We start from the raw sequence: 25420 nt of genomic DNA on the forward strand, positions 1-25420 counted from the left end.
ATTTTTATGTAACCTTCGTGCCCTCGAGCCTTCGTGGCAGAGACTAGATCTCCCCCCTCACCTCTCGATCCAGGCGCTCGAAGAAGGCGGCCATATAAGCGTGGCGCTCCTCGGCTAGGCGACGCGCCGTCGGGGTATAGAGCATATCCTTCAGGTGCGAGAGTTTGTAGACGTACTCGTGGCAGGGCGTGTGGCATGGCGCGGCATTCTCCTCCAGAGAAGACACAGGGCGCTCAACGTAGTCTGGCGGGACCTCCGCCCAGAGGCGCTGCCCCTCGCGTCCAGCCACGGCGTAGGCCCGGGCCACACCAATGGCCCCGATAGCGTCCAGTTTGTCGGCGTCGTAGAGCACCTGCGCCTCCAGTGTGCGCGGGGCCCGACGCTCTCGAAAACGATGCGAGGCAATGGCCTCCGCCACTGCCTCCACCCGTTCCGGTGGATGCCCGGCCAGGATCACCCGTGCCCGTGCTGCTCCCGCCGCCGCGTGGGGTGGCCCGCCACGGGCCTCATCGGCGCGAGCCACATCGTGTAGCAATGCTGCCGCCCGCACGATCTCCACATCTGCGCCCTCGGCCAGGGCGATGCGCTCAGCCAGCCGCATCACCCGCAGGACGTGGTCGAAATCATGCGCCGCCTCTGCCCCCTGGTAGTAAGCGCGCGCCTCTTCCACCGTGATCACACCCCCATCCCTCCTGCTGTCCGGCGTCCCAGCCACAGGGCAGCCAAGCCCAATAGTGCCGCCTCGGTGAGAGCCAAGACCGCCAACACCAACGTTCCATCCATCCAGAACTCCAGCGGGAAAAGTTGGATGAGCGTATCGCTGTAGGCGAAAAGCCACGTCTCGCCCTCAAAGAACATGCGGTGGAAGAGGACGAAGAAGGCGTCGAAGTTCAGAAATGCCACCAGGCCGACGCCCAGGATGAAGGCTATCAGCAAGATACATCCGCGCACCACGTAGGAGGCCGCCACCGGGCGGGTCTCTGGGTCGAGGAGCAAGAGCGCCAGCCCGGCGAGCATCACCACGCCGCAGATGAACTGCGCCGCCATCATCCCACCCACCACCGCCTTCACGTCCACCATATGGCGGATCTCCCGCTCGTTGTAGGCGGGGCCCTGCCGCGTGGACATACTCCGCAGATAACCTTCATCCTCGTTGGACCGCAGGTAGTGGACGGTCTGTAGCGCCAGCCCCAGCCGCTCGTTGGCAGTGTAGCGCTCAGATGGCGGAAAGCCGGGGCGGCTGTATTCCCAAGCGATGTAGGCTGGCGTCAGCAGGAAATAGAGGTTGGAAAGCAATAGGAAGCCGGGGACTGCCAGCACGACCAGTGTTTTTGTCAGGGTCCTTACCACAGGTGGTAATCGCATCTCACTCCCCCATCCAGAAACGTTCCGCGTACCCTTGGCCCCCCGCTACCGAGGCGCAATATGCCCGCACGCGCTGAGCCATGGCTTCCGCGCTGCCGAAAAGCATGCCTATTTGTGAGACGTAATGCCGGATGGCGGCGATACGTGCTGCCACATCCTCTTCTGCCAGCGGACGCACGAGGGGCCGTACAGGAAGCGTGTGGGCCGAAAGGGCCATCTCCAGTCCGGTGGGATTCTCCACGTACGGGAAGTCCTCGTAGAAGACGATTCGCGGCGACACGGTCACAACATATCGCGCCACCCGGCTGACCACCTGGTGGTCTACGTGACGACCTGCTCCCAACGGCAGATACACGCTCGTGAGCCCTGGCTTGATGTGAGGCCGCACCGCCCCCGCGATGTCGGCGCTCAGATTCTCCTCGCCGGGGTGCACCTCGCCGAGGATGGCATCCTCGGAAGCGTACAGGAACGTCCCGTCCGTCGGATGGCGGCGGTAGATACAATCGAGGAAATCGAGGTGCAGGTAATCGGCGCCCAGGAAGCGCAGGGCAATACTATCCTCCGCCCGTCGCACCCTCACCGGGTCTGGTGGACTCCCCCAGCGGCGGTGCTGTTCCAGGGCGAAAGGTGACAGGTTCTCGTAGTCCGGGATACCCGCACAGCAGGTGATGACGAGCACGCCCTCGCCATGGGATGTCTGCTGGTAGATAGTTCCCCCGCAGGACAGTACTGCGTCGTCCGGGTGCGGCGACAGATACACATGTTGATACGAGCGGTCTGGAGGCATGTGTGCCTCAGTGTTGTTTATTCCAGCTCCTTATATCGCTGCCACACCGCTGCCGACAGTTCCCGCGCTCTGGCCGCAATCGTGGCCTCATCCAGCGTCAGCAGTACCCGATCGCGCATCAGCCACCTGCCAGCAACCATAGTGGAGGTAATGGCACTGGCCTCGAAGCCAAACAGGATGTGCCAGGGCAGGTTGCCCGCTGTCAACTCGGTGAAGGGGTGATAGTCCACCAGAATCAGATCCGCATAGGCACCAGGTGAAATCTCCCCCACCGCTGCCTCAGGCCAGAATATCCGCGCCAGGGCTGCGTTGTTGGTAACTGCCATCCGTATGATGTCATACCCGTTCGCCCGTCGCGGGTCACCGTGCCAGAGTTTGTGCACCAGATAGGCCGCCTTCCACTCGGCCCACATGTTGTTGCTGAAACCATCGTTCCCCATCGCCACCTTGATTCCGCCGCGCAGCATCGTCTCCACTGGGGCGACGCCAACGGCGTTGTTCATGTTAGAGCGGGGTTGGTGCGTGACCCAGGTGCCTGTATCGCGCAGGATCTCCATCTCCCAGGCGTCCACGTGCACGCAGTGTGCCAGGATGCTCTTGGGGCCGAGGATGCCGGCGTCGTGGAGGCGCTCGATGACCCGCTTCCCGCTGCGGCGCAGACTGTCTTCCTGGTCCGCCACCCCCTCGGCCGCGTGGATGTGAAAGCCAGTGTCCAGCCCTTTCGCCGCCGCCACGCAGTCCGCCAACGTCTCGTCCGAGAGAGTGAGGGAGGCGTGCAGGCCGAAGGATGCCCCCAGCAACGGATTGTCCATTCCCCGAACGGCCTTCAGGAAGCGGACGTTCTCCTCGATGCCAGCCAAAGCCTGGCCTCGGCCGTTGCGATCGGTTACCTCGTAGCACAGGCTGGCCCGCAGGCCGGCCCCAGTCACTGCGTCGGCGATCTGATCCAGGCTGCCACCAATGGCGGACGGACTGGCATGATGGTCTATCAGCGTGGTGGTCCCGTGTTTGATGGCATCCACCAGGCACACCAGCGCACTGTACTTGACGTCTTCATCCAACAGTGCGCGGTCCAATCGCCACCACAGTTTTCCCAGGATCTCGGGGAAGTCGCGCGGTGGGTCGCCGGGGATGGCCATGCCCCGGGCAAACGCGCCGTAGAAGTGGGTGTGGGCGCAGATATTCCCCGGCATAATCAATTGTCCCCGCGCATCCACGATTTCGTCGTTTGGGTAAGCCTTCTTCAGGCTGGGGGTCGCGCCCACATCTGTGATCAGCGCTCCTTCCACGCGAACAGCGCCGTTCTCGATAATCTTGTTCGCCTCGCCAAAGGTAATCACACGACCATTTGTGATGAGCATAATCTTTCCTCCTCGTTTGGCTACACCAACAAGAAAGGCAAAGATGCAGTAACGCCCTTGAGGATCAGCGCCATCTCGGCCGCTTCCCTCAGGGAGAGAATGCCCGCGAACGCCTCTTTCAATGCTATCTCCTTGACCTGAAAATCGGGCGAGAATCGCACTTTTACCCGTGCGTTCTCGAATTCGACTCCATCATCCATCATCGTGAGTCGCGACTCCTGGCCCCCTTCCCGCCACCGGATGGTGCTCCCCCGGATAACAAACGCGTTATCGCTCTCTTTGGCGAAGTCGCTTTCCTGCAAGAAAAGCCGGGGCTTTTCCTGATAAGGCTTGCCGGCGTGGACGCAGAACGTGGCGCAGTTGCCGCACTCGTTGCAGAAATCGTCCACGTGGATGATCTGCCGCACCTGCTTCACCTGGAATGGCTCCGTCCCGGCTACTGTTAGTTTGCCATCACGGCATGAGAGTTGGGGGATCATCAGGCTCACTGGCGAGACCAGGTAAGTGTAGTTGGCCCGGTTGGGGCAGACTTCGACGCACTTATCGCAGAGGGTGGAGCATTGCAGGCAGCGAGCAGCCTCGCTGCGCGCTACGCTTTCCGTCAGCGTGTGCTCGACGAGATCAAAGCCACCACGCTGGGTCACCGGGAGCATCTCCGGCTGATGTTGCAACTCTTTTCTGGCCCGGATGCGCTTCACTTTCCAGATATCTTCCCCGGAGAGCAGCGCCGGATGGGAGGGCAAGGGTTCAAACGCGATGCCCAGTTGCGCGCAAATTGCTTCGGCTGCCCGGCGACCATCGGCGCAGGCCTCGATGACGGTAGCCGGCCCACGCACGATATCCCCACCCGCATACACCCGCGGTGTGCCCGCCTGCCCGGTCTTAGGATCCACCAGGATCGTCCCATCCTTGCCCAGGGAGACGCCACTGCCATGCAGGAAGGCGACATCCGGCGCTTGCCCGATGGCTACGATAATGGAATCGGCCTCTAACTTGAACTCGCTTCCTGGGATGGGAACCGGCTTCCGGCGACCATCCGCCTCGGGCTCGCCCAATCTATTGCGGATGCATTCCAACGCTGCCACGTGCCCGTTCTCTCGGATCACCCGGAGGGGAGAAACGAGTTCTTCCAAGATATTGCCCTCTTCCAACAGAGCCTCTATTTCTTCCTCTGCGGCCGGCATCTCCGCCCGTGTGCGGCGGTAGAGGACGGTTGCTGGCCGACCGGAGAGCCTTTGTGCCGTTCGGGCGGCATCCATCGCCGTGTTGCCGCCGCCGATCACCAACACCCTGGAACCCAGATGCAGTCTTTCCCCCCGAGCCACCCGACCCAGAAAATCGAGGGCGCCAAAGACGCCTTCTCCCTCGATCCCTTCTATGCGGAGTGGAGCATCCTTTTGAAAGCCACAAGCGACATACACCGCATCGAAACCCTGCTGCAAGAGGCTTTCTGGCGGCGTGGTGATGGGGTGATGGAGTCGGATAGCGACGCCCATCGCGGCGATGCGGTCAATATCCCCCTGGACGATACTTGGAGGCAAGCGGAAGTGTGGTGCAATTGCCAACATTCCGCCGGCCACGTCCTTGGCCTCGAAGATAGTGACCTGGACGCCCTTCAGCGCCAGGAAGTAGGCAGCCGCCAGCCCGGAAGGACCGCTGCCGATGATAGCCACCTTGTGGTCGGTTTTCTTGGTCGGCGACACGGGAACGCTCCCGCTTTCAGCGGCAAACCGCTTCAGCGTCCGGATGGCCACTGGCTCGTCGTAGTTGTTCCGCGTGCAGCGGGTCTGGCAGAGATGGGTGCAGACGTAGCCAGTCACGCCCGGCAGTGGGTTGCGGGCCAGGATGACCTCCAGCGCCCGGTCGTATTCGCCCTGAGCGATCCACCAGGTATATTCGGGCACATCCTGGCATACCGCGCACTGCTCCACACAGGGAGCAGCCACGCAGTCGAATAATTCCAGCCCCGATTCGACCTTGGGCAGGCCGTAGGGATGGTATTGTTTTTTGTAACGCCGGGCACGCAGGGCGTCGGCAGCCGCGTGCTCCAAATTCGCCAATTTGTCCCGCGCCAGTTCATCCAGGCTGGCCACACCTCGCTCGCGCATATCGGCTTCCAGGCGTTCCAAGTATTGGAGCAGCCTGGAATAACCACCGGGCTTGAGCAGGTCTGTGACCGCCGTGACTGGCTTAGCGCCAGCAGCCAGGATGGTGGTAACATTGAATGCATCGGCCCCGGCCGAATACGAGACGTTCAGATCGCCATTGAACTCCCGAGACAGTTTGTAGAACAGGTTCATGGTGATAGGATAGAGGGCGCGCCCCGACATGTACATCTCATTGCCGGGGAGATACCCCTTGTGATTCGTCATCGCTAGGGTATTGCTCAGTTTGATGCCGAAGGTCAGGTTGTGCGCGGCAGCCACCTGCTGGAGCGCGCGAATCAATGTCACTGCCCGATCGTATTGCAGATCGTGCTCGAACACGGCGTCGGGGATCTGGATCTCGCCATATCCCAGGTCCTCGTGGAGGATGCGCATCACCATTTCTTTGCCCAGTAGGGTGGGATTCAGCTTGACGATGGTGTGCAGGCCCCTCTCCACCAAGAGGTAGCGGGCGATCCGCTCGATCTCGTCGGGAGGGCAGCCGTGCATCGTGGACAGAGTAACATTATTGGTCAAACGGGATGGGATTTCCACGTCGGCGAACTGGGGGAACCGCTCGCGCAGAACGCCCCGGATCTCGGCGATCTCCTCCGACGCATCCACCAGCCGGTCCATGAAACGGGTCATAGGCGGACTCTGAATCCCCTCCAGATTGTAGCCCACGCTCATATTGAAGATAGTGCCCAGGGGGAAGTCCTCAAAACCGAGAAGTCGGCGCAAGATGTGGATCAGCGCCCAGGCCTTGATGTATTCGTAAGCGGACTGGTCAAGTTTGAGTTCCTGCGACCATTCTACGTTATATCCCTCATCCTCCATGTCAATGCAAGGCCGGGGGATCTGCAGTTCGTCCATAATTTGCACGGTCTTCAGTTCGATGAAACGCCCGCCGGAGAGCCAGGCACAGAGGATGTTCTGCGCCAACTGGGTGTGCGGTCCCGCGCCCGGACCGATAGGAGTAGCCAAGTATTGCCCGAACATGTTTGCAATGGCGTAGGGGCTCTCGTTCCTGGGGGTGTAGAAGAGAGAGCGGTGAATCCCGAAGATGGATTCGTGCTGCTGGTATTCAGTCAGGATGCGGCTGAGAAGGATGTCAAAGGGTTGCACTCTCATCTTGTCGGACATGTGTTTCCTCCTCACCAAATGTGCCTGCCGAGTCAACTGTATTATGCCATAGATCAGCCGATTTGTCCAGCATTGCCATCGAATAGCCCAGGAGCAAGGACTCCCGCTGGCCTTGCCATTTGTGAACTGCGTCCAGTATAATTATTTGCTAAGCAGAGAGCGTGGTAGAGGAGGATATTATGTCAACAGAAAAGGCGAAGCCTACACTGTGGCAACGCATCAGTGGGCCGGTCAAAGTGGGGCTTTTCTTCGCCCTGGTCGCCATCATCCTCTCGCTGATCGGCCTGATCCGCGATTCCAACCTGTCGCTGCAGAATTTCGTCTTGGTGGTGCTGATTTCCGGCGGGTCGTGGGGCCTGGTCAGTTGGGCCATCGCCCAGGCTGTGGTGGACGTGGACCGCGACGTAGCCGAGCGAAAGCCCGACGATGACTGAGAACCCTTCTGGCCCATCCCACGGAGGACCCATTGAGAATCGCGCGGGCGCTCGGTGAAGTCCGTCCGGGTACATTCTGCGTCTCTTTCGTCGGTGCGGGAGGAAAGACCAGCGCCATGTTTGCCCTGGCCCAGGAACTGGCAGCAGCAAATCGGCGTGTGGTCGTTACCACAACCACCCACATCCGCCCTCCCACACCTGAGCAAGCAGGTGCTCTTTGTCTCAGCGAGGATGCAGATGCACTGCGGCACGATATCGGCGCGGCTTTCGAAAAGACCCCCATCGTCTGCGCTGCGGCCGGACACACGCCCGAAAACAAGTTGCGCGGACTTGAGCCCGATGTCGTTTGCTTGCTGATGGGCGTGGCCGATGCCATTCTCGTAGAGGCCGATGGAGCGCGAGGGCTCTCTATCAAAGCGCCGGCTGAGTACGAGCCGGTCATCCCACCGTGCACCCACATCGTCATCCCTGTGGTGGGGATGGACGCCTTAGGTGCTCCTCTGGACTCCCGCATCGCCCACCGCCCCGACCGGATAGCAACGCTGACGGACACCCCACCGGGAACACCCATCACCGAGGACACCATCACCCGCTTGCTCACCCACCCCGACGGCGCCCTTAAAGGCGTTCCGCCAGGGGCAAAGGTGATGCCCCTGCTGAACAAAGTGGAAGATGAATCCACGCTGGTCGCAGCCCGTGCCATCGCCCGGCATCTCAAAAATCACCATGCGATCTCGCGGGTCCTGCTCGGTTCGGTTTCCAGTCCAGATCCCATAACCGAGGTATGGCGCAAAGTGGGGGCGGTGATCCTCGCCGCGGGCGGATCGCGCCGCTTCGGGCGACCCAAACAGCTCCTCCTCTACCGAGGCACGACGCTATTGCAGCACGCAATTCGCGTTGTCTGCGATGCTCCATTGGATCAAGTCGTCCTGGTTCTGGGCTATGGGGCTATGCGAATCCGGGAGGCCCTTGACTTGAGCGCACTGCCCTACCCCGTGGACGTAGTGGTCAACAAGCGCTGGGCAGAAGGCATCTCTACATCCATTCGGGTTGGGCTCGGCGTGCTACGCCCGGAAATAGACGCTGCCCTCTTCATCCTGGCGGATTATCCGGGCATTTCAACTCGCCTGATGGAGGAACTACTGCTCGCCTATTATGGTTGCGAGTATCCCATCGTAGCGCCCACCTACCGGGGGCAACGGGGCAACCCCGTTCTCTTCGACCGCCTACTCTTCGACGAATTAGCGAGTTTGCAGGGCGACATAGGTGGTCGCACGCTCATAGCCCGTTATCAGGACCGCACGCATTTGGTAGAAGTGGAGGATGATGCCATTCTGTACGATGTGGATACTCTGGCCGATTACCAGCAGGTTATGGAAAGGTGGGGAAAGTGACTGAACTCCGCGATATCGAGTGCTTCCTGATAGACTTGGATGGTGTACTGTACCGTGGCTCCCAGCCCACCCCCGGCGCGGACTCCTTCCTGGCGCTCCTGCGGCGAGCGGGGCGGAAGTTCCTCCTGCTCACCAACAATTCCACCCGCACGCCGGAGCAAAACGTGGATCATTTGGCCAGTATGGGCATCCATATATCGCCTGCAGAATTACTCACTTCGGCCCAGGCAACGGCAGCCTACCTGGCTACAATGGTCCCCGCTGGCACGGGTGTATATTTCATCGGCGAGGATGGTGTGCGCGAGGCGCTACGGCAGGCCGGCTTTATGGACGCGGGGATGGATGCCACCGTTGTAGTGGTGGGGTTGGACCGCCAACTCACTTACGCGAAACTGCGCACCGCTGCACTGGCCGTCCGGCGCGGCGCGCAATTGATTGCCACCAACTCCGACCGCACCCTGCCCTTAGAAGAGGGCCTGGTGCCCGGTGCTGGTGCTATCCTCGCCGCGGTCGAGACCGCCACAGACGTTCGCGCCACCGTGATCGGGAAGCCACACCGACCGATGTTCGACATCGCCCTGCGCCAGATAGGTGCTTGCCCAGAACGCACTGCTATTATCGGCGACCGATTGGATACAGACATCCTGGGTGGCCACAATGCCGGATTGGCCACGATCCTGGTGCTCACCGGGGTCGCGCGACGCGAAGAAATCGAGGGTGCCCCAGTGAAGCCAGACTGGGTTTTCGACAACCTGGAGGTTCTGGGTCAAGCCTGCGCCCGGGCTTGGAAGATGGATTGACAATGGCTGAGCAAATTCCGCTCACGGAATTAAGCTACGAAGAACTGGGGAAGTGGCTGTCCAATCTAGGTCAGCCTAATTACCGTAGGGATCAACTCTACCGCTGGATTTACCGATCATTGGCGGCGGACTTCGAAGAGATGACCAATTTGCCGGCTTCTCTACGCGCTGATCTCTCCAAGCAGGCCACCTTGAGAACGCTGACACCAGTGAGCGAGCAGGTCTCGGCCGACAGCCTGACGCGCAAGGTTCTCTTCCGACTGCGCGATGGCGAGGCCATCGAAGCGGTGCTCATGTTCTACGAGGGTCGCCGTACGGTATGCGTTTCCTCTCAGGTGGGTTGCCCGATCGGCTGCCCGTTTTGCGCCACCGGTCAAGCCGGCTTCGCTCGCGACCTCACCGCCGGCGAGATCGTAGAACAGGTGCTCTATTTCGCCCGAGAACTCAAAGCATCTGACCAAAGCCTGACCAACGTGGTGATCATGGGCATGGGCGAACCCCTGCTCAATTACGACGCCACTTGGGCGGCGATCGAAAGGCTGAATGACAAACGGGGGTTTGGCCTGGGGGCACGGCGCATTACCATCTCCACGGCTGGCTATGTGCCTGGCATCCGCCGTCTGGCCGAGGCCGACCGCGAGGTAGGGCTGGCCATCTCCCTCCATGCCCCCAACGACGAACTGCGGGACAAACTGGTGCCTCTGAACCGGCGCTATCCTCTCGACGAATTGCTCGCCGCTTGTCGCTACTATCTTGGCAAGACCCACCGCCGCCTCACTTTCGAGTACGCACTGATGGATGGGGTCAACGATTCCAACGCCCTGGCCGAGGAGACTGCCGATCTCCTACATGGATTATTATGTCATGTGAATCTCTTTGCCCTCAACCCGACGCCCGACTGCCCTTACCAACCCTCTCCTCGCAAGCGCGTCGTTGCATTCCAGCGCATCCTCACCGCGAGGGGCATCCCGGCCACGGTGCGGTTGGGTCGGGGCCTGGACATCGCCGCCGGCTGTGGGCAACTGCGGGGACAAGTGCAGGCCAAACAACGACGAGGCAAATAGCACGGGCGAAATACCCTCCCCCATTCGATTCCGCCATAAATTCGGGATTTTTCCCTTCAAAAAGTCTTGCTTTTTTGCCCAAACGTGTGTATTATTAGCGTGTGAGCAAGCAAAAACCAGTCCAGATCGCAGCATCCATTTTGTCCGCCGATTTCAGCCGCTTGGGCGAAGAAGTGCGCCTGGCCGAAACAGGCGGTGCCGACGTGATCCACGTGGACGTCATGGATGGGCACTTCGTCCCCAACATCACGGTCGGTCCACTGGTGGTCCAGGCTGTGCGGCGGGTCACGGGGCTGCCGATATTCACCCATCTCATGATCGAATCGCCGGAGCGGTATATCCCGGTGTTCATTGAGGCAGGGGCATCGTGCGTGACTGTGCACCAGGAGACATGCCCACACCTACACCGCACGGTGCAACAGATCAAAGAGTTGGGGGCGAAGGCAGGGGTAGCGATCAACCCTGCCACCCCGGTCGCTCTCCTGGAGGAGATCGTGCCCTACGCGGACCTGGTGCTGGTGATGACGGTGAATCCTGGATTTGGGGGGCAGGAATTCATCGAAGGGATGCTGGACAAGGTGCGCCGGGTGCGGGAACTACTCGACGCCCGCGCTTCCGAGGCTTACCTGGAGGTAGATGGAGGGGTCAACCCGATCACTGCCCCCCGCCTGGTTGCAGCCGGTGCGGATATGCTCGTGGCGGGGGCTGCCATCTTCGCTGCCCCCGAGGGAGTAGTGACAGCCATCGCTGCCATTCGCAAGGCAGCGAGTCGAGCGCGATAAAAGCAAAACCAGCGTCCCAGAACGGGACACTGGTCTTGGGTGTTGTGGGGATAATGGGATCGGAAGGTCACTTCGCCTTATACAGTGAGCGCAGACAGCGGGTGCACAGCATCATCACTCGCTTTTGGCCATCCACACGGATGGTGACTTTCTGGAGATTGGGTCTCCATTGGCGGTTCGTGGCCCGCTTGGAAAAACTGACGTTGTGACCGAATAGCGGTCCCTTGCCACAGATATCGCATTTTGCAGACATGAAACAACCTCTTTCCAGAGCCAGGTTTGGATTTCTGCCCCTTCTCCTGGCTGATTTTTCGGGGCAAATGATACCACAATTATCGGCTTTTCGCAAACTGGTAGTGGAGTACAAGTGAGGTTCGCATGAAAGAGAGTATGATCTTGGGCCGTGTTGAGGTCGCACCCTCGGCTATTGCCAGCCTGGCTGGCCAGGCCGTTCTGGAATGCTACGGAGTGGTGGGTATGGCAGCGGTAACTCTACGCCACGGCCTGGCAGAACTATTACACCCTGAAAGTTACCGCCGCGGCGTGGAAGTAACCCTGCAAGATGGCAAGATCATCATTGACCTGTATGTGATCATAGAATATGGCACTCGCATCTCCGAGGTAGCACAAAACATCATGGAGAACGTGAAGTTCCAAGTGGAACGCTCCCTCGGCGTCCCCATACATCAGATCAACGTGCACGTCCAAGGATTGCGAGTGAGCGAGCAAGATTGAGGAATGAGAAAGGCAGTGGAGGTATCCGAACTTGGACCAAGATAAACCGGGCGCAACGAAAGGAGAAACCCATACCTACCCGGAAATGCGGTCTTGTGATGGAGCCATTTTCAAGCGCATGATCCAGGCGGGACTTGCCTGGCTTGAAAACCAGATGGAGTACGTCAATTCGTTGAACGTTTACCCGGTTCCGGACGGAGATACAGGCACCAACATGTATCTGACCATGCAGGCTGCACTTCGGGAGATGTCCAGTGTCTCCGAACAATCGCTATCTGCTGTGGTGCGGAGTGTGGCACACGGGGCACTAATGGGAGCGCGCGGTAACTCCGGCGTCATTCTCTCGCAGATTTTCCGCGGCATGGCAAAGAGCCTCGACGGCAAAGATCGTTGCGGCGCTGCTGAGTTCGCCGCCGCCCTACAAGAGGGCGCTGCCATAGCCTACAAAGGCGTCATCCGTCCCGTAGAGGGCACGATTCTTACGGTGGCCCGCGAGGCCGCCGCCGCCGCCGTGGCCGCTGCTGCCAAGTGCAGCGACCTCGTCTACGTGCTCGAACGAATGGTGGCGGAGGCCAAACAATCTCTGGCACGCACGCCTCTCCTGCTGGATGTTCTGCGGGAGGCCGGGGTTGTGGATGCCGGCGGCCAGGGGTTGGTGCTCATTTTCGAGGGTGCGTTGCGTGCCCTTCAGGGTCAGACGGTAAGTCCCGCGCCACAGGCTGTGCAAGTACCACAGGCGACCGTTGCACCTGGCAGACAATACGGTTATGATGTCCAATTCATCCTCAAGGGCGAGAATCTCGACTTGGAGGGCATCCGCGATGCCATCTCCAAGATGGGAGAATCGGCACTGGTCGTAGGTGACCAGCACACCATCAAAGTGCACGTTCACGCCGAGAAGCCCGGGGCCATCCTGGACTACGCTGTGAGACAGGGCAGCATCAGCGATGTTGTAGTCGAGGACATGCAGGCTCAATATGAGGCTTACACCGCTGCTCAAGAGCGCGTGGTCACGCCGGCGGCCAGTCTGAGCGACATTGCCGTTGTCGCTGTGGTGAATGGGCCAGGGTTCGAGCGCATCTTCGAGAGCCTGGGGGCCAGTCGCATCGTTCCGGGTGGACCCACGATGAACCCCAGCACCGAGCAACTCCTGAACGCAATCGAGGGGCTCGAGAATGAAAAGGTCATTGTCCTGCCCAACAACGGGAATATTCTCCTGGCGGCAGAGCAGGCGCGCCAACTGAGCCGCAAGCAGACCGCAGTGGTGCCTACCAAGACCATCCCACAGGGAATCAGCGCACTATTGGCCTTCAATTATCAAGCAGATCTGGAAGAGAACCTGGCACTGATGGAGCGCGCAGCGCAACACATCCAGACTGCCGAGATCACCCGGGCAGTGCGTGCTGCTCAGGTCAACGGCTTGGACATAAAGGAGGGGCAGATCATCGGCCTGCTCAATGGCGTTCTAACCACAGCCAGCGATGAACTTTTAGCCGTGGTGCGCGAAATGCTCAGGCAAATGAATGCTCAAGACTACGAGATCATCACTGTTTACTACGGGGCCACAACCACACCCCAAGAAGTGGAAGAGGTGGCCGCTATGATCCGCGAACTCTATCCAAAGCAAGAAGTCGAAATCTTGGATGGCGGCCAACCTTATTACGACTATATTATTTCAGTGGAATAAAATCGGCTCTACGGAGAAAGCGGTATTCGCATGGAGAGCGTGAAGATAGTTACCGATAGCGCCTCAGAGATTCCGCCGGAGCGAGCGGAAGAGTTGGGCATCACCGTGGTGCCCATGCATATCCATATCGGCTCCAAAGTATATCGGGATGGCGTAGACCTCAGTAAGGCGGATTTCTATCGCTTAGCCACTCGCGGCCAAGGGATGCCTTACATTTCAGCACCTACGCCTGAGGAATTCGCCGACGTCTACGGCCGGCTGAGCAGAGACAGGGAGAGCATTCTTTCTATTCACTCCTCTTCCAGGCTGTCTGATGCTTACCGCGCTGCATTAAGGGCAGCCAATGAGTTCATCGGTCGCAACGAAATCGTGGTTCTGGACTCGCGTTTGATTTCCTGCGGTCTGGAGATCCTGGTTACTGCCGCTGCCGAGGCCGCTGCCCGGGGCATGCCCGTGGATGACCTCGTCCGTATGTTGCGGGGCATGATCCCCCACATCTACGTGGTCTTCTTCGTCGAGAACATGAGTTACTTGGAACGCGGGGGCTGGCTACAACGCACTCGCACCGCGCTGGGTATGCCCGGCATCAGACCCCTCCTGATCCTGGAGGAGGGAGAGATACAACCGCTGGAGAGGGTGCGTTCTCGGGGGCGAGCGGTGGACCGATTGTTCGAGTTCGTGGCGGAGTTCGTGCATCTGGAACAGATCACCATCTTACAGGGCCGCATCACCGAAGAAGCCAACATGCTGGCGGAACGCATCAACGAGATCTACCCGGAAAAAGAGGTGGATATCCGTACCTATGGCCCAGTGTTGGCCACGCAACTGGGCCCCGAAGCAATTGGCGTTATCGTTTACGAGGGTCTGCTGCAATGAGCGACAGGATCGCTGTTGTTACCGACAGCGTCGCGGATATCCCATCTGCGATAGCCAAAGAACTGGATATCACTGTGATCCCCATCCACATTCACGTGGGCGAGAAATGCTATTGGGATTCAGATTTGGGCCCAGATGAATTCTACGCCCTCCTTGCCCACGGCCAAGAAGTACCGAAGACCGCTGCACCAGCCCCCGGTGTGTTCGCAGAGGTCTACACGCAGTTGGCGAAGAGAGCCGAACACGTCCTGGCCATCCACCTGTCCCGGCGTCTGAGCGCGTTGTATAACGCTGCCCTCCTGGGTGCGCAGATGCTCTCCGATGTGGACATCGAGGTTGTGGATTCCGAGTCACTCACGATGGGCATGGGGCTCTTGGTGATCGCCGCCGCACGCGCCGTCCGCCAGGGCTGTTCGTTCCCTGAGGTCATCGCCCTAGTGCGCGACTTGGTGCCCCGCATTCGCGTCGTTGCTTGCGTAGATAACTTATATTTCTTGGCCCGAAGTGGGCGTATCAGTTGGGTGATATCCTTCCTCGGGACGATCTTTCAAATCAAGCCGGTGATCCTGATAGACCGAGGTGACCCTATTCTCAAAGGGCGGGCACGCACTATGCAAAGGGGGCTTGATTACCTGATGGACATCGTGCGCGGTTTCGGGCCGTTACAGGAAGCGTCTGTGATCCACACTAATGCCCCAGAGGCAGCGGCGAGACTGGCCGAGATGCTGGCAGCGCTTTACCCTAAAGAGCGCATCATCATGGCCCGGGCGGATGTCGGCATCGGCAGCCACGCTGGGCCGGGCGCTGTGGGTGTGGCCTGCGTCCTGGCCTCATCAGAGCGAGTAGAGCCATTATGATCACTTCTGCGATTCAGAAACTGACCAAGATATTAGCCGAGGAGCAAAAGCAAGGTTGCCAAGACCGGGTGGTCATCGGCGGGCTCGACAAATTGCTCCGGAGGTGGGTGGAAGAGACCAAGCAGGCTGCCGAGAACGAGGCAGAACACAGGCTTGTTGATGAGATCAAGACCACCCTGCATGACTACGCTAGCAAAGCGGATGCTGAACGGCGCACCGCCATCGAGGTCGCTCTAAAGAGGCTGAGGGAGTTTTCGCCAGTGACGAAGCCAGGTGAGCCAACGCCTGCGCCCGTCCCCAGTCAGCCCAAAGAGCCGGCTTTCACCCTCGACTCCCCTGTTACATCCATCCGAGGCGTCAGCACCGCCTATGCCAGGCGGCTGGCACGCCTGGGTGTGCGCACTGTGGGAGACCTAGTATACCTTTTCCCACGCCGTTATGACGACTTCAGTGCCCTCAAGACCATCGCCCAACTCCGATATGGCGAAGAGGCCACCATTATCGCCACCATCTGGGAAGTGCAGAACCGCGAGAGCCGCCGTGGCCAAGTCATCACCAAGGCCCTGGTCTCCGATGGCACCGCTACCATGCAGGTAACTTGGTTTAACCAGCCCTATCTTGCCCAGCGGCTACAGCCAGGACGCCAGATTGTCCTGAGTGGCAAGGTCGAAGCCTATCTGGGGCGCTTGACTATGTCTTCGCCAGCCTGGGAACCCCTGGAACGGGAATTGATTCACACCGCGCGCCTGGTCCCGGTCTATCCGCTCACCGAAGGGATTGGAGCGCGATGGTTGCGCCGATTGATCAAGTCTCTGATCGATCTCTGGGCCCCACATCTTCGTGATCCCCTCCCAGAAGAATTGCGCCGGAAATACGATCTGATCAGTCTGCCAACTGCAATGAGTCAGATCCACTTCCCAGATAATCGCCAGATGTTAGAAGCAGCCCGACGGAGGTTGTGCTTCGACGAGTTCTTGCTCATCCAACTGGGTGTTTTGCGCCAACGCTGGGAATGGCAGCAATGGCCAGGGCGGCCGCTCACGATTGACCATGACCTGATCCACGCCTTTGTCAGTTCTTTACCTTACGTGCTGACTAATGCTCAGCAACGCGCCCTGGAGGAGATACTGGCCGACCTCGCCAAGGCCAAGCCTATGAGCCGCTTGCTCCAGGGCGATGTGGGTTCTGGCAAGACCGTCGTCGCCACTGCCGCCCTCTTGAATGCCGTTGCCAATGGGGCACAGGCAGCCATTATGGCCCCCACGGAGATCTTAGCCGAACAACATTATCAAACTATCTCCGCTTTGCTTGAGGCTGCCGCCGACTGCGCCGCCAGGCAAGGGCGAACGTTTCCTCGCCCCGTCATACGCCTGCTGATAGGCAGTCTCAGCCAAGGGGAGAAAGAAACCCTCCATCGCAACATCGCTGCCGGGGAAGTGGACATCGTGATCGGCACCCACGCTCTGATTCAGGAAAGCGTGGTTTTCAAAGACTTGGCCCTGGCCGTGATTGATGAGCAGCACCGTTTCGGAGTGAACCAGCGTGCGGCCTTGCGCAGCAAAGGATATAGTCCCCATGTCCTGGTCATGACCGCCACGCCCATCCCCCGAACCCTGGCCCTCACCATCTACGGCGACCTCGACCTCTCGGTCATTGATGAGATGCCACCTGGACGGCAGCGGATTGAAACTCGTTGGCTCTCCGCCTTGGAGCGCGAACGCGCTTACAACTTCGTCCGCGCCCAGGTGGAGCAAGGGCGACAAGCCTTCATCATTTGCCCCTTGGTAGAGGAATCCGAGAAAATCGAGGCTCGCGCCGCCACCGCCGAATACGAGCGCCTCCAATCGGAGATATTCCCTGACCTGAAACTGGGACTACTCCACGGTCGCATGAAGGGCGAGGAGAAGGAAGCGATCATGAATGCGTTCCGCCGCGGGGAGTATCATATCTTGGTCTCCACTGCCGTCGTGGAGGTGGGCATTGATGTGCCAAATGCCACCGTCATGCTGGTGGAAGGGGCCAATCGCTTCGGCTTGGCCCAACTTCACCAGTTCCGCGGGCGCGTGGGGCGGGGCGAGTATCCGTCGTACTGTCTTCTGCTCGCCGACACCCCCAGCCTGGAGGGCGAACAGCGCCTGCGCATCATCGAGGAGACCGATGACGGCTTCAAACTGGCCGAAGAAGACCTGAAAATGCGCGGGCCCGGCGAGTTTTTCGGCACCAGGCAAGCGGGGTTACCCGACTTAAAGGTGGCGAGGCTCAGCGACGTGCACGTTTTAGAGACGGCTCGAACAGCGGCAAAGGAAATTTTCGAGCGCGATCCAACGCTCTCCCTGCCAGAATATCAGGCCCTGGCCCAACAGGTAGCCGAGTTCTGGCAGACGAAGGGCGATCTCAGTTAGAGGGAGCAATGAAATGAAGACCATTGGATTGTACCCAGGCACCTTCGATCCCATCACCAATGGGCACATCGATATTGCTAGCCGGGCAGCTATCCTGTTCGATCAGTTGGTGATCGGCATCTACGACCGGCCATTGAAGAGCCTGCTTTTCTCCACCGAAGAACGGATCGCGATGGCCAACGAAGCGCTGAAGGACCTCCCCCACGTGAGGGTGGAGGGTTACTCTGGTCTCACGGTCAATTTCGCCCGCCAACTGGGAGCCAGGTTTATCGTGCGGGGCTTGCGAGTGATCTCCGACTTTGAGTTAGAATTCCAGATGGCCCAGATCAACCGCAAACTCGCACCGGAGATAGATATGATCTGCCTGATGACAGATATCCGATACGCTTTTCTCAGTTCGAGCATCGTGAAAGAAGTCGCTATGGCCGGTGGCTGTCTGGAAGAAATGGTACCGCCCCACGTCGCAGGTGCTCTGGCCAAGAAATTTGCAGATGCCAAAGCACGCGCGGAAGCGAACGTGAAACTCATCTCACTGCGCGATTGACACGAAAAAGGGGGCTTTATGGAGATCCTTGCTTGGGTGGACCAATTGGAGGCCCTTCTTAACGAGGGGTGGCGTGTGCCATTGACCAACAAGACCGTGATTGATGAGGAGCGTTTCCTGTACGCCATTGATCAATTGCGTGTCAGCATTCCCAAACAGGTGCGAGAGGCAGAGAAAATCCTGCAAGAGAAAGAGGCTGTCATTGCCCAGGGGCGAGCGGAAGCAGAACACATCATTGCGGAGGCTCGAAACGAGGTGGCAAAGTTGGTCAATGACAATGAAATCAGCGCCGCGGCGCGCAAGGAGGCTGAGGAAATCCTCGCTAAGGCCCGACAGGAAGCCGAAGAGATGCGCCGCGGGGCGGATGAATACGCCTACGAGGTGCTCAGCCAGATAGAAGAGCAATTGAGCACTCTTCACCAGACCATTCTCAACGGCCTACGCATTTTGGAGCGACGGCAGGCGGAGTCCGGCAAGCCGCCCGAGGCGGCTGAAGGCGAACGCCTGCCGGAAGAGGTTTGACACAACACCCGCTGGCGTCTATAATGTGCGCGATTCCGCGAACGATCCGCGGAGGCACAGGTGCCCGGAATACCGAATCCTGAGGGCACCAGAAGGTGTTTAACATGCAATATAATGTTTCACAACTGTTGAAGCAACCCACCGGCACGACGCGCCAATACCCAATCGAGGCGGATATCTCAGACCTTGACCCTGAACTCGAAGTGGCAGCACCGCTGGTGGGTTCGATTCGGTTGATACGCACTGCCAAAGGCATTCTCGTGACGGGAGGTCTGCATACGGAAGTTTGGGTAAACTGCCGACGCTGTCTGGAGCCCTTTCGCATTCCCGTTTCCATCACATTGGAGGAGGAATTCCGGCCCACAATAGATATCAACACTGGGGCCACTCTTCCCCTCCCTGATGATGACGAGGAGGCAACGCGCATTGATGCCCACCACACCCTTGATTTGCGAGAGGTGGTGCGTCAGAGCATCCTGTTGGCGTTACCACCGTTCCCTCTTTGCCGTGAGGATTGTAAGGGCCTCTGTCCGCAGTGCGGCGCTAACTTGAATACCGAGACCTGCAACTGCGAGAGTGATAGCGCTGATCTGCCATTATCGAAGTTGCGGGAATTGCTATAGTCTATCAAGAAAGGAGTTTGTAAGCGATATGCCACCGTTACCGAAAAGAAGGATTTCTAAGGGTCGGCGAGATCGCCGTCGCAGCCACATGGCGTTGAAGGCCAGGCAAGTCATCCTTTGCCCTCAATGCCACGAACCGCGGCTCCCACATCACGCCTGTCCTTCCTGCGGCACCTACAAGGGTGTAGAAATCATCGAGATCAAAACCAAGAAAAAGGCCTAATGGTCTTGGAATGCCATTGGTCTGACTTTCGCTTTGCTATCGGCAGACATTGCCCAGCGTAGGTAAAGGAAGGGATGATGATCAAGACAGTGCTTTGCGATCTGCTCGGAATAGAGCATCCTATCATCCAGGGAGGCATGGCCTGGGTCTCAACCCCCGAACTGGTTTCTGCTGTATCGGAGGCAGGTGGGCTTGGTATCATTGGTGCGGGCAACGCTCCGGCGCATCTGGTGAGGGATTGGATCCATCGCACCCGCGAGATGACGAGCAAACCATTCGGGGTTAACATACCCCTCTTCACGCCAGAGTTGGACAGCGTCATGAGGGTATGTATCGAGGAAAAGGTGCCTGTGGTCGCCACTGGGGCGGGCAACCCGGCCCCCTATATCCCGGCCCTGCGCCAGGCGGGCATCAAAGTTATCCCTGTGGTCGCCGGAGTCGCTCTGGCGAAGCGACTGGAGCGCGCCGGTGCCGATGCCATCGTGGCCGAGGGCATGGAAAGTGGCGGGCACATCGGAGATGTGTGCACCTTCCCGCTCGTGCCGCAAGTTGTGGACGCGGTCAAAGTCCCGGTCATTGCTGCAGGTGGCATAGGCGATGGCCGGGGCCTGGCGGCGGCCCTGGCCCTTGGCGCAGCCGGCATTCAAATGGGCACGCGCTTCATTTGCACCACGGAGTGCGTGGTGCATGAGAACTACAAACAGATGATCATCCGCGCGGGCGACCGGGCTACCATCACGACTGGGGAAAGCGTTGGCCATGCCGTACGGGCTTTGCGCAACCCGATGACCCGTAAATTCGAGGAAATGGAGAAGAAAGGCGGCTTCACCGAAGCGGAACTGATAGAGTTCGGCACAGGCAAGTTGCGATTGGCTGTCGTGGAGGGAGATGTCGAAAACGGTTCCTTCATGGCCGGACAGATCGCGGGGATGATCCATGACGTGGTGCCCTGCCGAGAACTGATCGAACGCATTGTGACAGAAGCCGAAGGGATTATCCGGCGGATGCCACATTTCATCCAATAGGAGCGTGGGGTGGATACAGCGTTCGTGTTTCCTGGCGGCGGTTCCCAATTCGTGGGCATGGGTCGCGACTTGTATGCTGCCTATCCCGAGGCCAGGCGAACTTTCGAGGAGGCAGATGAGGCCCTTGGCTTTGCCCTCAGCACTCTCTGCTTCGAGGGGCCAGAGGAGGTCCTCACCGACACCCTCAACGCCCAGCCGGCTATTTTCACGGTCAGCATCGCCTGCCTGCGCGCATTGGAGGGCAGGCTGCCGTGGCAGCCCGCTTATGTCGCGGGTCACAGTTCGGGAGAATACGCCGCCTTAGTTGCCGCCGACGCCCTGGACTTTGCGGACGGCATTCGCCTGATCCGCGAACGCGGGCGCGTGATGCAGGAAGCAGGAGAGAAAAATCCCGGCGGTATGGCTGCCATTATGGGCATCGCGGATGAGGTGCTGGATGACATCTGCCGCGAGTCCAGCCAGGAAACAGGCCAAGTGGTCCAGGTAGCGAATTACAACTCACCGGGACAGGTGGTTATCTCCGGGCACAAACAAGCGCTGCAGATGGCCATCGCTCGAGCCCGTGAGCGGGGAGCCAAGCGAGTGATAGAACTGGCGGTGACCGTTGCCTCGCACTCGCCGCTGATGGCCGAGGCCGCACGGGCTCTCGCTTTGGCAGTGGAGCGAACGCCCATCCACGCCGCCCGTGTACCCATTATCGGCAATGTTTCGGCCAGGCCAATCCGCCGAGCCGAGGAAATCCGCGCCGAATTGGTGGCCCAACTCACCTCCCCAGTGCGCTGGGTAGAGTCAGTGCACCATCTGGCACGACAAGGTGTGAAGCGTTTCGTGGAGTTCGGCCCAAAGAATGTCCTCACCGGGTTGATCCGCCGCACTGAGGAAGGCGTGGAACTGGTAAACGTCGGCGATGCAGCCTCGGTGGCTGCCCTGCGAGGAGATGGATAAGGAGCAAGTATGAGGTTCGAGGGACGGGTAGCTGTAGTCACAGGGGGCACTCGCGGCATCGGGCGCGCTATCTGCGAGCGTCTGGCTGCCGAGGGGGCCAAGGTGGTGGTCAACTATCGCGCCAGCGCCAAGGAGGCCGAGGAAGTCGTCGCCGCCATCAAGGCCAAGGGTGGTGAGGCAATGGCCGTCCAAGGCGACGTCAGCGATGCGGCTCAGGCGGAGGCTCTCATCCAGAAGGCGATCGAGTCGTATGGCAAGGTGGACATTCTGGTCAACAATGCCGGTACCACGCGCGACGCCCTGCTCATGCGCATGTCCGAAGAAGACTGGGACATCGTCCTGGATACCAACCTGAAGGGCACTTTTCACACCTGCCGCGCAGTCCAGCGCCACATGATGAAAAACCGCTACGGACGCATTGTGAACATCACATCGGTCGCTGGCTTGGCGGGTAACCCTGGGCAAGTCAACTACTGTGCAGCCAAGGCAGGCATCATTGGCCTCACCAAGGCGATCGCCAAGGAGTCCGGAGCACGCGGGGTCACGTGTAACGCCGTGGCACCGGGCTACGTGCCCACTGTGCTCACTTCCACTCTGCCACAGGAATACGTGGACCTGGCCATCAAGATGACGCCTTTGGGCCGGGCGGGCACACCGGAAGACATCGCTGCTGCCGTGGCGTTCCTGGCCTCCGACGAAGCCAGTTTCATCACCGGTCAAGTGCTCGCCGTAGATGGCGGCTTGTCCATGAGTGGCTGAAACAGTCGCGGCTGGCGGATGTTCAGCGGGTCGCCCTTATAGGAGGGAACTCTTTATGGAAGGTCAACCTGGTCGTGTTACCGTCGCTCCCAACGTCCTGGCCACCATCGCCCGGCTAACCACGCTCAGCGTGCCGGGCGTGGTGCGGATGAGCAAGGGTTTCATGCAAGGCGTGAAGGGTTTGCTGCGGCCGTACTTCAGCGAGGGAGTGTATCTGAGCGTCGAAGACAACGTTGTTTCCATGGACCTTTACATTACCGTGCAACGCGACGTCAACATGTTGAAAGTCAGTCGCGAGATCCAGACCCAAGTGGCGCGCGCCATCCAGGACATCGTCGGGATGCCAGTGCGCGAGATCAACGTGCACATCGTGGACGTCGAGGAACCAGCGACGAAGAAGTGAGAGCAAGACCGTGAGGCCCCGACATCTGGCTCGTGTTACCGCTTTGCAGACGCTTTTCGAAGTGGATCTGGTAGGCCATGCCCCAGAGAAGGTGTTGGCTTATCTGACGGAAGAGGATGATCTCTCTGAGGCAGTGGTAGCGTTTGCCAGAAAACTGGTACAAGGGGTATTGGACCACCGCTCTGCACTGGATGCCATCATTGCCCGGGTGGCACCCAACTGGCCGGTGGAGCAATTGCCGGGCGTAGACCGTAACGTGTTGCGAATGGCCATATATGAAATGCTATCGGACAACGAGACGCCGGTTAAGGTGATCATCAATGAGGCTGTCGAACTGGCGAAAACGTTCGGGAGCGAGAGTTCGCGTCGGTTTGTAAACGGGGTCCTGGGGACGGTCGCGGCCCAGTCCGCTGACCTGACCGCCAAATATTTCCAACACGAGACCGCCTCCACTACCCAGTCTTGAGAGGAAAAGATGAATTTTCTGAACATTGGGCCGATGGAGGCCTTTGTCATCTTGATCATTGCTCTCATCGTTCTGGGGCCAGAGCGGCTACCCGAGGTAGCGCGCAGCCTGGGCAATGCGATGCGCCAATTACAGCAAGCGTCTTCAGAATTCACTTCGCAACTGATGCACGAGTTACAAGAAACGGAGAAAGAGGTTGCCCCACTCCAGGATGCCTCCCGCGCACTCGAGGGCCTGCAGGAAGATATACAGAGAACCACTGCCCTGCCAAACCTGCGGGAGGGAACGGAGAAAACGACAAAGGCAGGCCATCTCAGCGAGAGGCCAGGCGAGACCTCAGGGGAAGTCGCACCCGCTCGGAATGAGGAGGAAGCGGCGTGGCCAACGAGAGCCGGATGACCATCCTGGAGCATCTCTCTGAACTCCGGGCCCGGCTCATCATCTGTGTGGTGACATTGGTGCTAACTACATTTATTAGTTTCGCTTTCACCGATCGGATATTACGTCTTCTCATCGCCCCGGCGGGCATCAAGCCCATCTTTCTTCGGCCCACCGAGATGTTCGTCACCTATTTTCGGGTCGCGCTCCTGGCTGGCATGGTCCTGGCAATGCCGGTTATCGTTTACCAAGTTCTTCGTTTCACCCTGCCTGCCCTCAAGCCGAACGAGCGTCGCTACGTTTTCCTGGCCATACCCACAGCCAGCGTCTTCTTCGTCATCGGGATACTCTTCGCCCAGTTCATCTTGCTCCCCTTTGCCCTGCGCTACCTGCTCACCTTCGGCGGCGACATCGCCGAGGCTCGGTGGGCGATCGGGGAGTACGTCTCTTTTGTCACCACGTTGCTCTTTTGGTCCGGTGTTATCTTCGAGACTCCCTTGCTTTTATTTTTCCTCACGAAACTGGGCGTTGTTTCGACTGCCTTTCTCTCCGAGAATCGGAAATACGCCTTGCTCGCCTCGGCTGTTTTGGCGGCTATCATTACACCGACACCAGACCCTTTCAATATGCTATTGGTTATGGTTCCACTATGTCTGATGTATGAGGCAGGCGTGTTGCTGTCGAGGTTTGCGTAATGCCTGACCGGATGTCCGTGTCAAAGGAGACATAGACATGCCAATCATTGCGAACTACACGCACCTTCTGGAATTCGCCGCCTCGCTTGGACCTGTGCCGGTGGCCATCGCCGCTGCCGAAGAGGAGGAAGTGATCCTCGCCGCCCACGAAGCACAACGGCGTGGCATCGTGGAGCCCCTCCTCGTGGGCAATGAAACAGCCATTATGACTCTGGCCCGCCAACAGGGCATTGACCCCCGACGCCTGCACATTGTTCCCGAACCGGACCCGGAGGCGGCTGCTAACCGCACCATGCGCATTGTGGCCTCTGGCGAGGCCCGGGTAGCGGTCAAAGGGCAAATTGAGACCAGCAAATTCTTGAAGGCCGCCTTGGACCGCGAGAACGGGCTGCGTACCGAACGCCTCATCTCCCACGTGGGTATCTTTGAGGTGCCTGGCTTTGAACGCCTGTTGTTCATCACCGACGGCGGCGTAGTGCTCTACCCCACCCTGCAGCAAAAGGTAGAGATCATCCGCAACGCCATCGAGGTTGCTCACAAGGTGGGGATCGAGTGGCCCCGAGTGGCGCTCCTGGCCGCCGCCGACACGGTGTTGCCCAATGTCCCTCTGACCGTGGAAATAGCAGGCATTGTGGCCATGCGCGAACGTTGGGCCAGCGAGCGGGCTTACGTGGACGGCCCCTTGCTCCTGGATAGCGCTGTCTCGCCAGAGATCGCCAGGGCACGCGGATTGAGCGGGCCGGTGGCAGGCCAGGCAGATATACTGGTAGGCCCCAATGTCGAGTCAGTGAACATCATGGCTAAAGGCATCACCTATTTCGCCGGAGGCATGATGGCGGGAGTGGTGGTAGGGGCCAGGGCACCGCTCGTGGTCGGTTCTCGCGCCGACCCACCCCAGACCCGCTTGGTCTGTATCGCAGCCGGCGCACTCATCGCCGGAAAGGGTTAGCCAAAAAGGGCGCTTCTTCAGGACGCCATGAGACTGAATCAAGGGAGCCAGTACGGT

General features: G+C 59.4%; 28 protein-coding genes. 22 read left to right on the top strand and 6 right to left on the bottom strand.

Translation table 11 applies throughout. From position 1 onward, the window contains the following. Nucleotides 1-43 precede the first annotated feature (43 nt). The 5 genes from H5T64_04170 to ygfK all read right to left on the bottom strand — a co-directional run bounded on the left by H5T64_04170 (nucleotide 44) and on the right by ygfK (nucleotide 6800). Nucleotides 44-601, bottom strand: coding sequence for an HD domain-containing protein (locus tag H5T64_04170; protein ID MBC7263538.1), 558 nt, complete (start codon nucleotides 599-601; stop codon nucleotides 44-46). Nucleotides 602-675: 74 nt separating this feature from the next. Beyond that, nucleotides 676-1365: a TIGR01906 family membrane protein gene (locus H5T64_04175; protein ID MBC7263539.1), complete on the bottom strand. Its 690-nt coding sequence runs from the start codon at nucleotides 1363-1365 to the stop codon at nucleotides 676-678. Nucleotide 1366: 1 nt separating this feature from the next. After that, the gene (locus H5T64_04180; protein ID MBC7263540.1) at nucleotides 1367-2152 is read right to left on the bottom strand and encodes a PIG-L family deacetylase; all 786 of its coding nucleotides are present in this window, start codon (nucleotides 2150-2152) and stop codon (nucleotides 1367-1369) included. Between the two features lie 17 nt (nucleotides 2153-2169). Continuing rightward, the gene (gene ssnA, locus H5T64_04185) at nucleotides 2170-3513 is read right to left on the bottom strand and encodes a putative aminohydrolase SsnA (protein ID MBC7263541.1); all 1344 of its coding nucleotides are present in this window, start codon (nucleotides 3511-3513) and stop codon (nucleotides 2170-2172) included. Between the two features lie 20 nt (nucleotides 3514-3533). Next, nucleotides 3534-6800, bottom strand: coding sequence for a putative selenate reductase subunit YgfK (ygfK, locus tag H5T64_04190; GenBank protein MBC7263542.1), 3267 nt, complete (start codon nucleotides 6798-6800; stop codon nucleotides 3534-3536). A 179-nt stretch (nucleotides 6801-6979) separates the two neighbouring features. Here ygfK and H5T64_04195 point away from each other — a divergent pair, with 179 nt between their 5' ends. From H5T64_04195 to H5T64_04215, 5 genes are all read left to right on the top strand, one after another. After that, nucleotides 6980-7234 (top strand): hypothetical protein, encoded by a 255-nt coding sequence (locus H5T64_04195; GenBank protein MBC7263543.1) that lies wholly within the window; start codon nucleotides 6980-6982, stop codon nucleotides 7232-7234. Nucleotides 7235-7266: 32 nt separating this feature from the next. Next, complete coding sequence (yqeC, locus tag H5T64_04200; GenBank protein MBC7263544.1) at nucleotides 7267-8628, top strand: putative selenium-dependent hydroxylase accessory protein YqeC; 1362 nt, start codon at nucleotides 7267-7269, stop codon at nucleotides 8626-8628. Next, nucleotides 8625-9428, top strand: coding sequence for an HAD family hydrolase (locus tag H5T64_04205; protein ID MBC7263545.1), 804 nt, complete (start codon nucleotides 8625-8627; stop codon nucleotides 9426-9428). The genes yqeC and H5T64_04205 overlap by 4 nt, the downstream gene beginning before the upstream one ends. Nucleotides 9429-9430: 2 nt before the next feature. Next, the gene (rlmN, locus tag H5T64_04210) at nucleotides 9431-10492 is read left to right on the top strand and encodes a 23S rRNA (adenine(2503)-C(2))-methyltransferase RlmN (GenBank protein MBC7263546.1); all 1062 of its coding nucleotides are present in this window, start codon (nucleotides 9431-9433) and stop codon (nucleotides 10490-10492) included. 101 nt (nucleotides 10493-10593) lie between these two features. Further along, entirely contained in the window at nucleotides 10594-11274 is a 681-nt protein-coding gene (locus H5T64_04215; GenBank protein MBC7263547.1) for a ribulose-phosphate 3-epimerase, read from the top strand. A gap of 67 nt (nucleotides 11275-11341) precedes the next feature. On the opposite strand, the gene H5T64_04220 is transcribed toward H5T64_04215, so the two are convergent. Further along, nucleotides 11342-11527, bottom strand: coding sequence for a 50S ribosomal protein L28 (locus H5T64_04220; GenBank protein MBC7263548.1), 186 nt, complete (start codon nucleotides 11525-11527; stop codon nucleotides 11342-11344). 125 nt (nucleotides 11528-11652) lie between these two features. Here H5T64_04220 and H5T64_04225 point away from each other — a divergent pair, with 125 nt between their 5' ends. The 17 genes from H5T64_04225 (at nucleotide 11653) to H5T64_04305 (ending at nucleotide 25363) form a co-directional block, all read left to right on the top strand. Next, nucleotides 11653-12009 carry an Asp23/Gls24 family envelope stress response protein gene (locus H5T64_04225; protein MBC7263549.1) on the top strand — a complete coding sequence of 119 codons (357 nt, stop codon included), beginning with the start codon at nucleotides 11653-11655 and terminating at the stop codon, nucleotides 12007-12009. A 31-nt stretch (nucleotides 12010-12040) separates the two neighbouring features. Then, entirely contained in the window at nucleotides 12041-13696 is a 1656-nt protein-coding gene (locus H5T64_04230) for a DAK2 domain-containing protein (protein ID MBC7263550.1), read from the top strand. Nucleotides 13697-13726: 30 nt separating this feature from the next. After that, nucleotides 13727-14572 carry a DegV family protein gene (locus H5T64_04235; GenBank protein ID MBC7263551.1) on the top strand — a complete coding sequence of 282 codons (846 nt, stop codon included), beginning with the start codon at nucleotides 13727-13729 and terminating at the stop codon, nucleotides 14570-14572. Further along, on the top strand, nucleotides 14569-15429 hold the full coding sequence (locus H5T64_04240) for a DegV family protein (GenBank protein MBC7263552.1): 861 nt from the start codon (nucleotides 14569-14571) through the stop codon (nucleotides 15427-15429). The genes H5T64_04235 and H5T64_04240 overlap by 4 nt, the downstream gene beginning before the upstream one ends. Further along, a complete protein-coding gene (gene recG / locus H5T64_04245; GenBank protein MBC7263553.1) occupies nucleotides 15426-17831 on the top strand; it encodes an ATP-dependent DNA helicase RecG in 2406 nt (801 codons plus the stop codon). Before H5T64_04240 ends, recG begins: the two co-directional genes overlap by 4 nt. 13 nt (nucleotides 17832-17844) lie before the next feature. Beyond that, nucleotides 17845-18375, top strand: a complete 531-nt coding sequence (gene coaD / locus H5T64_04250; GenBank protein MBC7263554.1) for a pantetheine-phosphate adenylyltransferase — start codon at nucleotides 17845-17847, stop codon at nucleotides 18373-18375. A gap of 18 nt (nucleotides 18376-18393) precedes the next feature. Next, nucleotides 18394-18897: a hypothetical protein gene (locus tag H5T64_04255; GenBank protein ID MBC7263555.1), complete on the top strand. Its 504-nt coding sequence runs from the start codon at nucleotides 18394-18396 to the stop codon at nucleotides 18895-18897. A gap of 104 nt (nucleotides 18898-19001) precedes the next feature. Further along, nucleotides 19002-19520, top strand: coding sequence for a DUF177 domain-containing protein (locus H5T64_04260; protein MBC7263556.1), 519 nt, complete (start codon nucleotides 19002-19004; stop codon nucleotides 19518-19520). A gap of 28 nt (nucleotides 19521-19548) precedes the next feature. Beyond that, nucleotides 19549-19743, top strand: a complete 195-nt coding sequence (gene rpmF, locus H5T64_04265; GenBank protein MBC7263557.1) for a 50S ribosomal protein L32 — start codon at nucleotides 19549-19551, stop codon at nucleotides 19741-19743. A gap of 77 nt (nucleotides 19744-19820) precedes the next feature. After that, a complete protein-coding gene (gene fabK, locus H5T64_04270) occupies nucleotides 19821-20768 on the top strand; it encodes an enoyl-[acyl-carrier-protein] reductase FabK (protein ID MBC7263558.1) in 948 nt (315 codons plus the stop codon). 57 nt (nucleotides 20769-20825) lie between these two features. After that, nucleotides 20826-21713 (top strand): ACP S-malonyltransferase, encoded by an 888-nt coding sequence (gene fabD, locus H5T64_04275; GenBank protein ID MBC7263559.1) that lies wholly within the window; start codon nucleotides 20826-20828, stop codon nucleotides 21711-21713. Between the two features lie 9 nt (nucleotides 21714-21722). Then, on the top strand, nucleotides 21723-22472 hold the full coding sequence (fabG, locus tag H5T64_04280) for a 3-oxoacyl-[acyl-carrier-protein] reductase (GenBank protein ID MBC7263560.1): 750 nt from the start codon (nucleotides 21723-21725) through the stop codon (nucleotides 22470-22472). 55 nt (nucleotides 22473-22527) lie between these two features. After that, nucleotides 22528-22875 carry an Asp23/Gls24 family envelope stress response protein gene (locus H5T64_04285; GenBank protein ID MBC7263561.1) on the top strand — a complete coding sequence of 116 codons (348 nt, stop codon included), beginning with the start codon at nucleotides 22528-22530 and terminating at the stop codon, nucleotides 22873-22875. Between the two features lie 10 nt (nucleotides 22876-22885). Beyond that, on the top strand, nucleotides 22886-23341 hold the full coding sequence (gene nusB, locus H5T64_04290) for a transcription antitermination factor NusB (GenBank protein ID MBC7263562.1): 456 nt from the start codon (nucleotides 22886-22888) through the stop codon (nucleotides 23339-23341). Nucleotides 23342-23350: 9 nt separating this feature from the next. Continuing rightward, entirely contained in the window at nucleotides 23351-23740 is a 390-nt protein-coding gene (gene tatB, locus H5T64_04295; protein ID MBC7263563.1) for a twin-arginine translocase subunit TatB, read from the top strand. Beyond that, entirely contained in the window at nucleotides 23719-24414 is a 696-nt protein-coding gene (gene tatC / locus H5T64_04300; protein ID MBC7263564.1) for a twin-arginine translocase subunit TatC, read from the top strand. The genes tatB and tatC overlap by 22 nt, the downstream gene beginning before the upstream one ends. Nucleotides 24415-24451: 37 nt before the next feature. Then, complete coding sequence (locus H5T64_04305; protein MBC7263565.1) at nucleotides 24452-25363, top strand: bifunctional enoyl-CoA hydratase/phosphate acetyltransferase; 912 nt, start codon at nucleotides 24452-24454, stop codon at nucleotides 25361-25363. Nucleotides 25364-25420 lie beyond the last annotated feature (57 nt).

The sequence above is a fragment of the Chloroflexota bacterium genome (genome assembly GCA_014360825.1).
GTDB lineage: Bacteria > Chloroflexota > Anaerolineae > UBA2200 > JACIWT01 > JACIWT01.

Coding starts and splice junctions, on each gene's coding strand:
- H5T64_04170 (MBC7263538.1), bottom strand. CDS start 601: ATGCGGCTGGCTGAGCGCATCGCCCTGGCCGAGGGCGCAGATGTGGAG.
- H5T64_04175 (MBC7263539.1), bottom strand. CDS start 1,365: ATGCGATTACCACCTGTGGTAAGGACCCTGACAAAAACACTGGTCGTG.
- H5T64_04180 (MBC7263540.1), bottom strand. CDS start 2,152: ATGCCTCCAGACCGCTCGTATCAACATGTGTATCTGTCGCCGCACCCG.
- ssnA (MBC7263541.1), bottom strand. CDS start 3,513: ATGCTCATCACAAATGGTCGTGTGATTACCTTTGGCGAGGCGAACAAG.
- ygfK (MBC7263542.1), bottom strand. CDS start 6,800: ATGTCCGACAAGATGAGAGTGCAACCCTTTGACATCCTTCTCAGCCGC.
- H5T64_04195 (MBC7263543.1), top strand. CDS start 6,980: ATGTCAACAGAAAAGGCGAAGCCTACACTGTGGCAACGCATCAGTGGG.
- rlmN (MBC7263546.1), top strand. CDS start 9,431: ATGGCTGAGCAAATTCCGCTCACGGAATTAAGCTACGAAGAACTGGGG.
- H5T64_04220 (MBC7263548.1), bottom strand. CDS start 11,527: ATGTCTGCAAAATGCGATATCTGTGGCAAGGGACCGCTATTCGGTCAC.
- H5T64_04225 (MBC7263549.1), top strand. CDS start 11,653: ATGAAAGAGAGTATGATCTTGGGCCGTGTTGAGGTCGCACCCTCGGCT.
- H5T64_04235 (MBC7263551.1), top strand. CDS start 13,727: ATGGAGAGCGTGAAGATAGTTACCGATAGCGCCTCAGAGATTCCGCCG.
- H5T64_04240 (MBC7263552.1), top strand. CDS start 14,569: ATGAGCGACAGGATCGCTGTTGTTACCGACAGCGTCGCGGATATCCCA.
- recG (MBC7263553.1), top strand. CDS start 15,426: ATGATCACTTCTGCGATTCAGAAACTGACCAAGATATTAGCCGAGGAG.
- coaD (MBC7263554.1), top strand. CDS start 17,845: ATGAAGACCATTGGATTGTACCCAGGCACCTTCGATCCCATCACCAAT.
- H5T64_04255 (MBC7263555.1), top strand. CDS start 18,394: ATGGAGATCCTTGCTTGGGTGGACCAATTGGAGGCCCTTCTTAACGAG.
- H5T64_04260 (MBC7263556.1), top strand. CDS start 19,002: ATGCAATATAATGTTTCACAACTGTTGAAGCAACCCACCGGCACGACG.
- rpmF (MBC7263557.1), top strand. CDS start 19,549: ATGCCACCGTTACCGAAAAGAAGGATTTCTAAGGGTCGGCGAGATCGC.
- fabK (MBC7263558.1), top strand. CDS start 19,821: ATGATCAAGACAGTGCTTTGCGATCTGCTCGGAATAGAGCATCCTATC.
- fabD (MBC7263559.1), top strand. CDS start 20,826: ATGGGTCGCGACTTGTATGCTGCCTATCCCGAGGCCAGGCGAACTTTC.
- fabG (MBC7263560.1), top strand. CDS start 21,723: ATGAGGTTCGAGGGACGGGTAGCTGTAGTCACAGGGGGCACTCGCGGC.
- H5T64_04285 (MBC7263561.1), top strand. CDS start 22,528: ATGGAAGGTCAACCTGGTCGTGTTACCGTCGCTCCCAACGTCCTGGCC.
- tatB (MBC7263563.1), top strand. CDS start 23,351: ATGAATTTTCTGAACATTGGGCCGATGGAGGCCTTTGTCATCTTGATC.
- H5T64_04305 (MBC7263565.1), top strand. CDS start 24,452: ATGCCAATCATTGCGAACTACACGCACCTTCTGGAATTCGCCGCCTCG.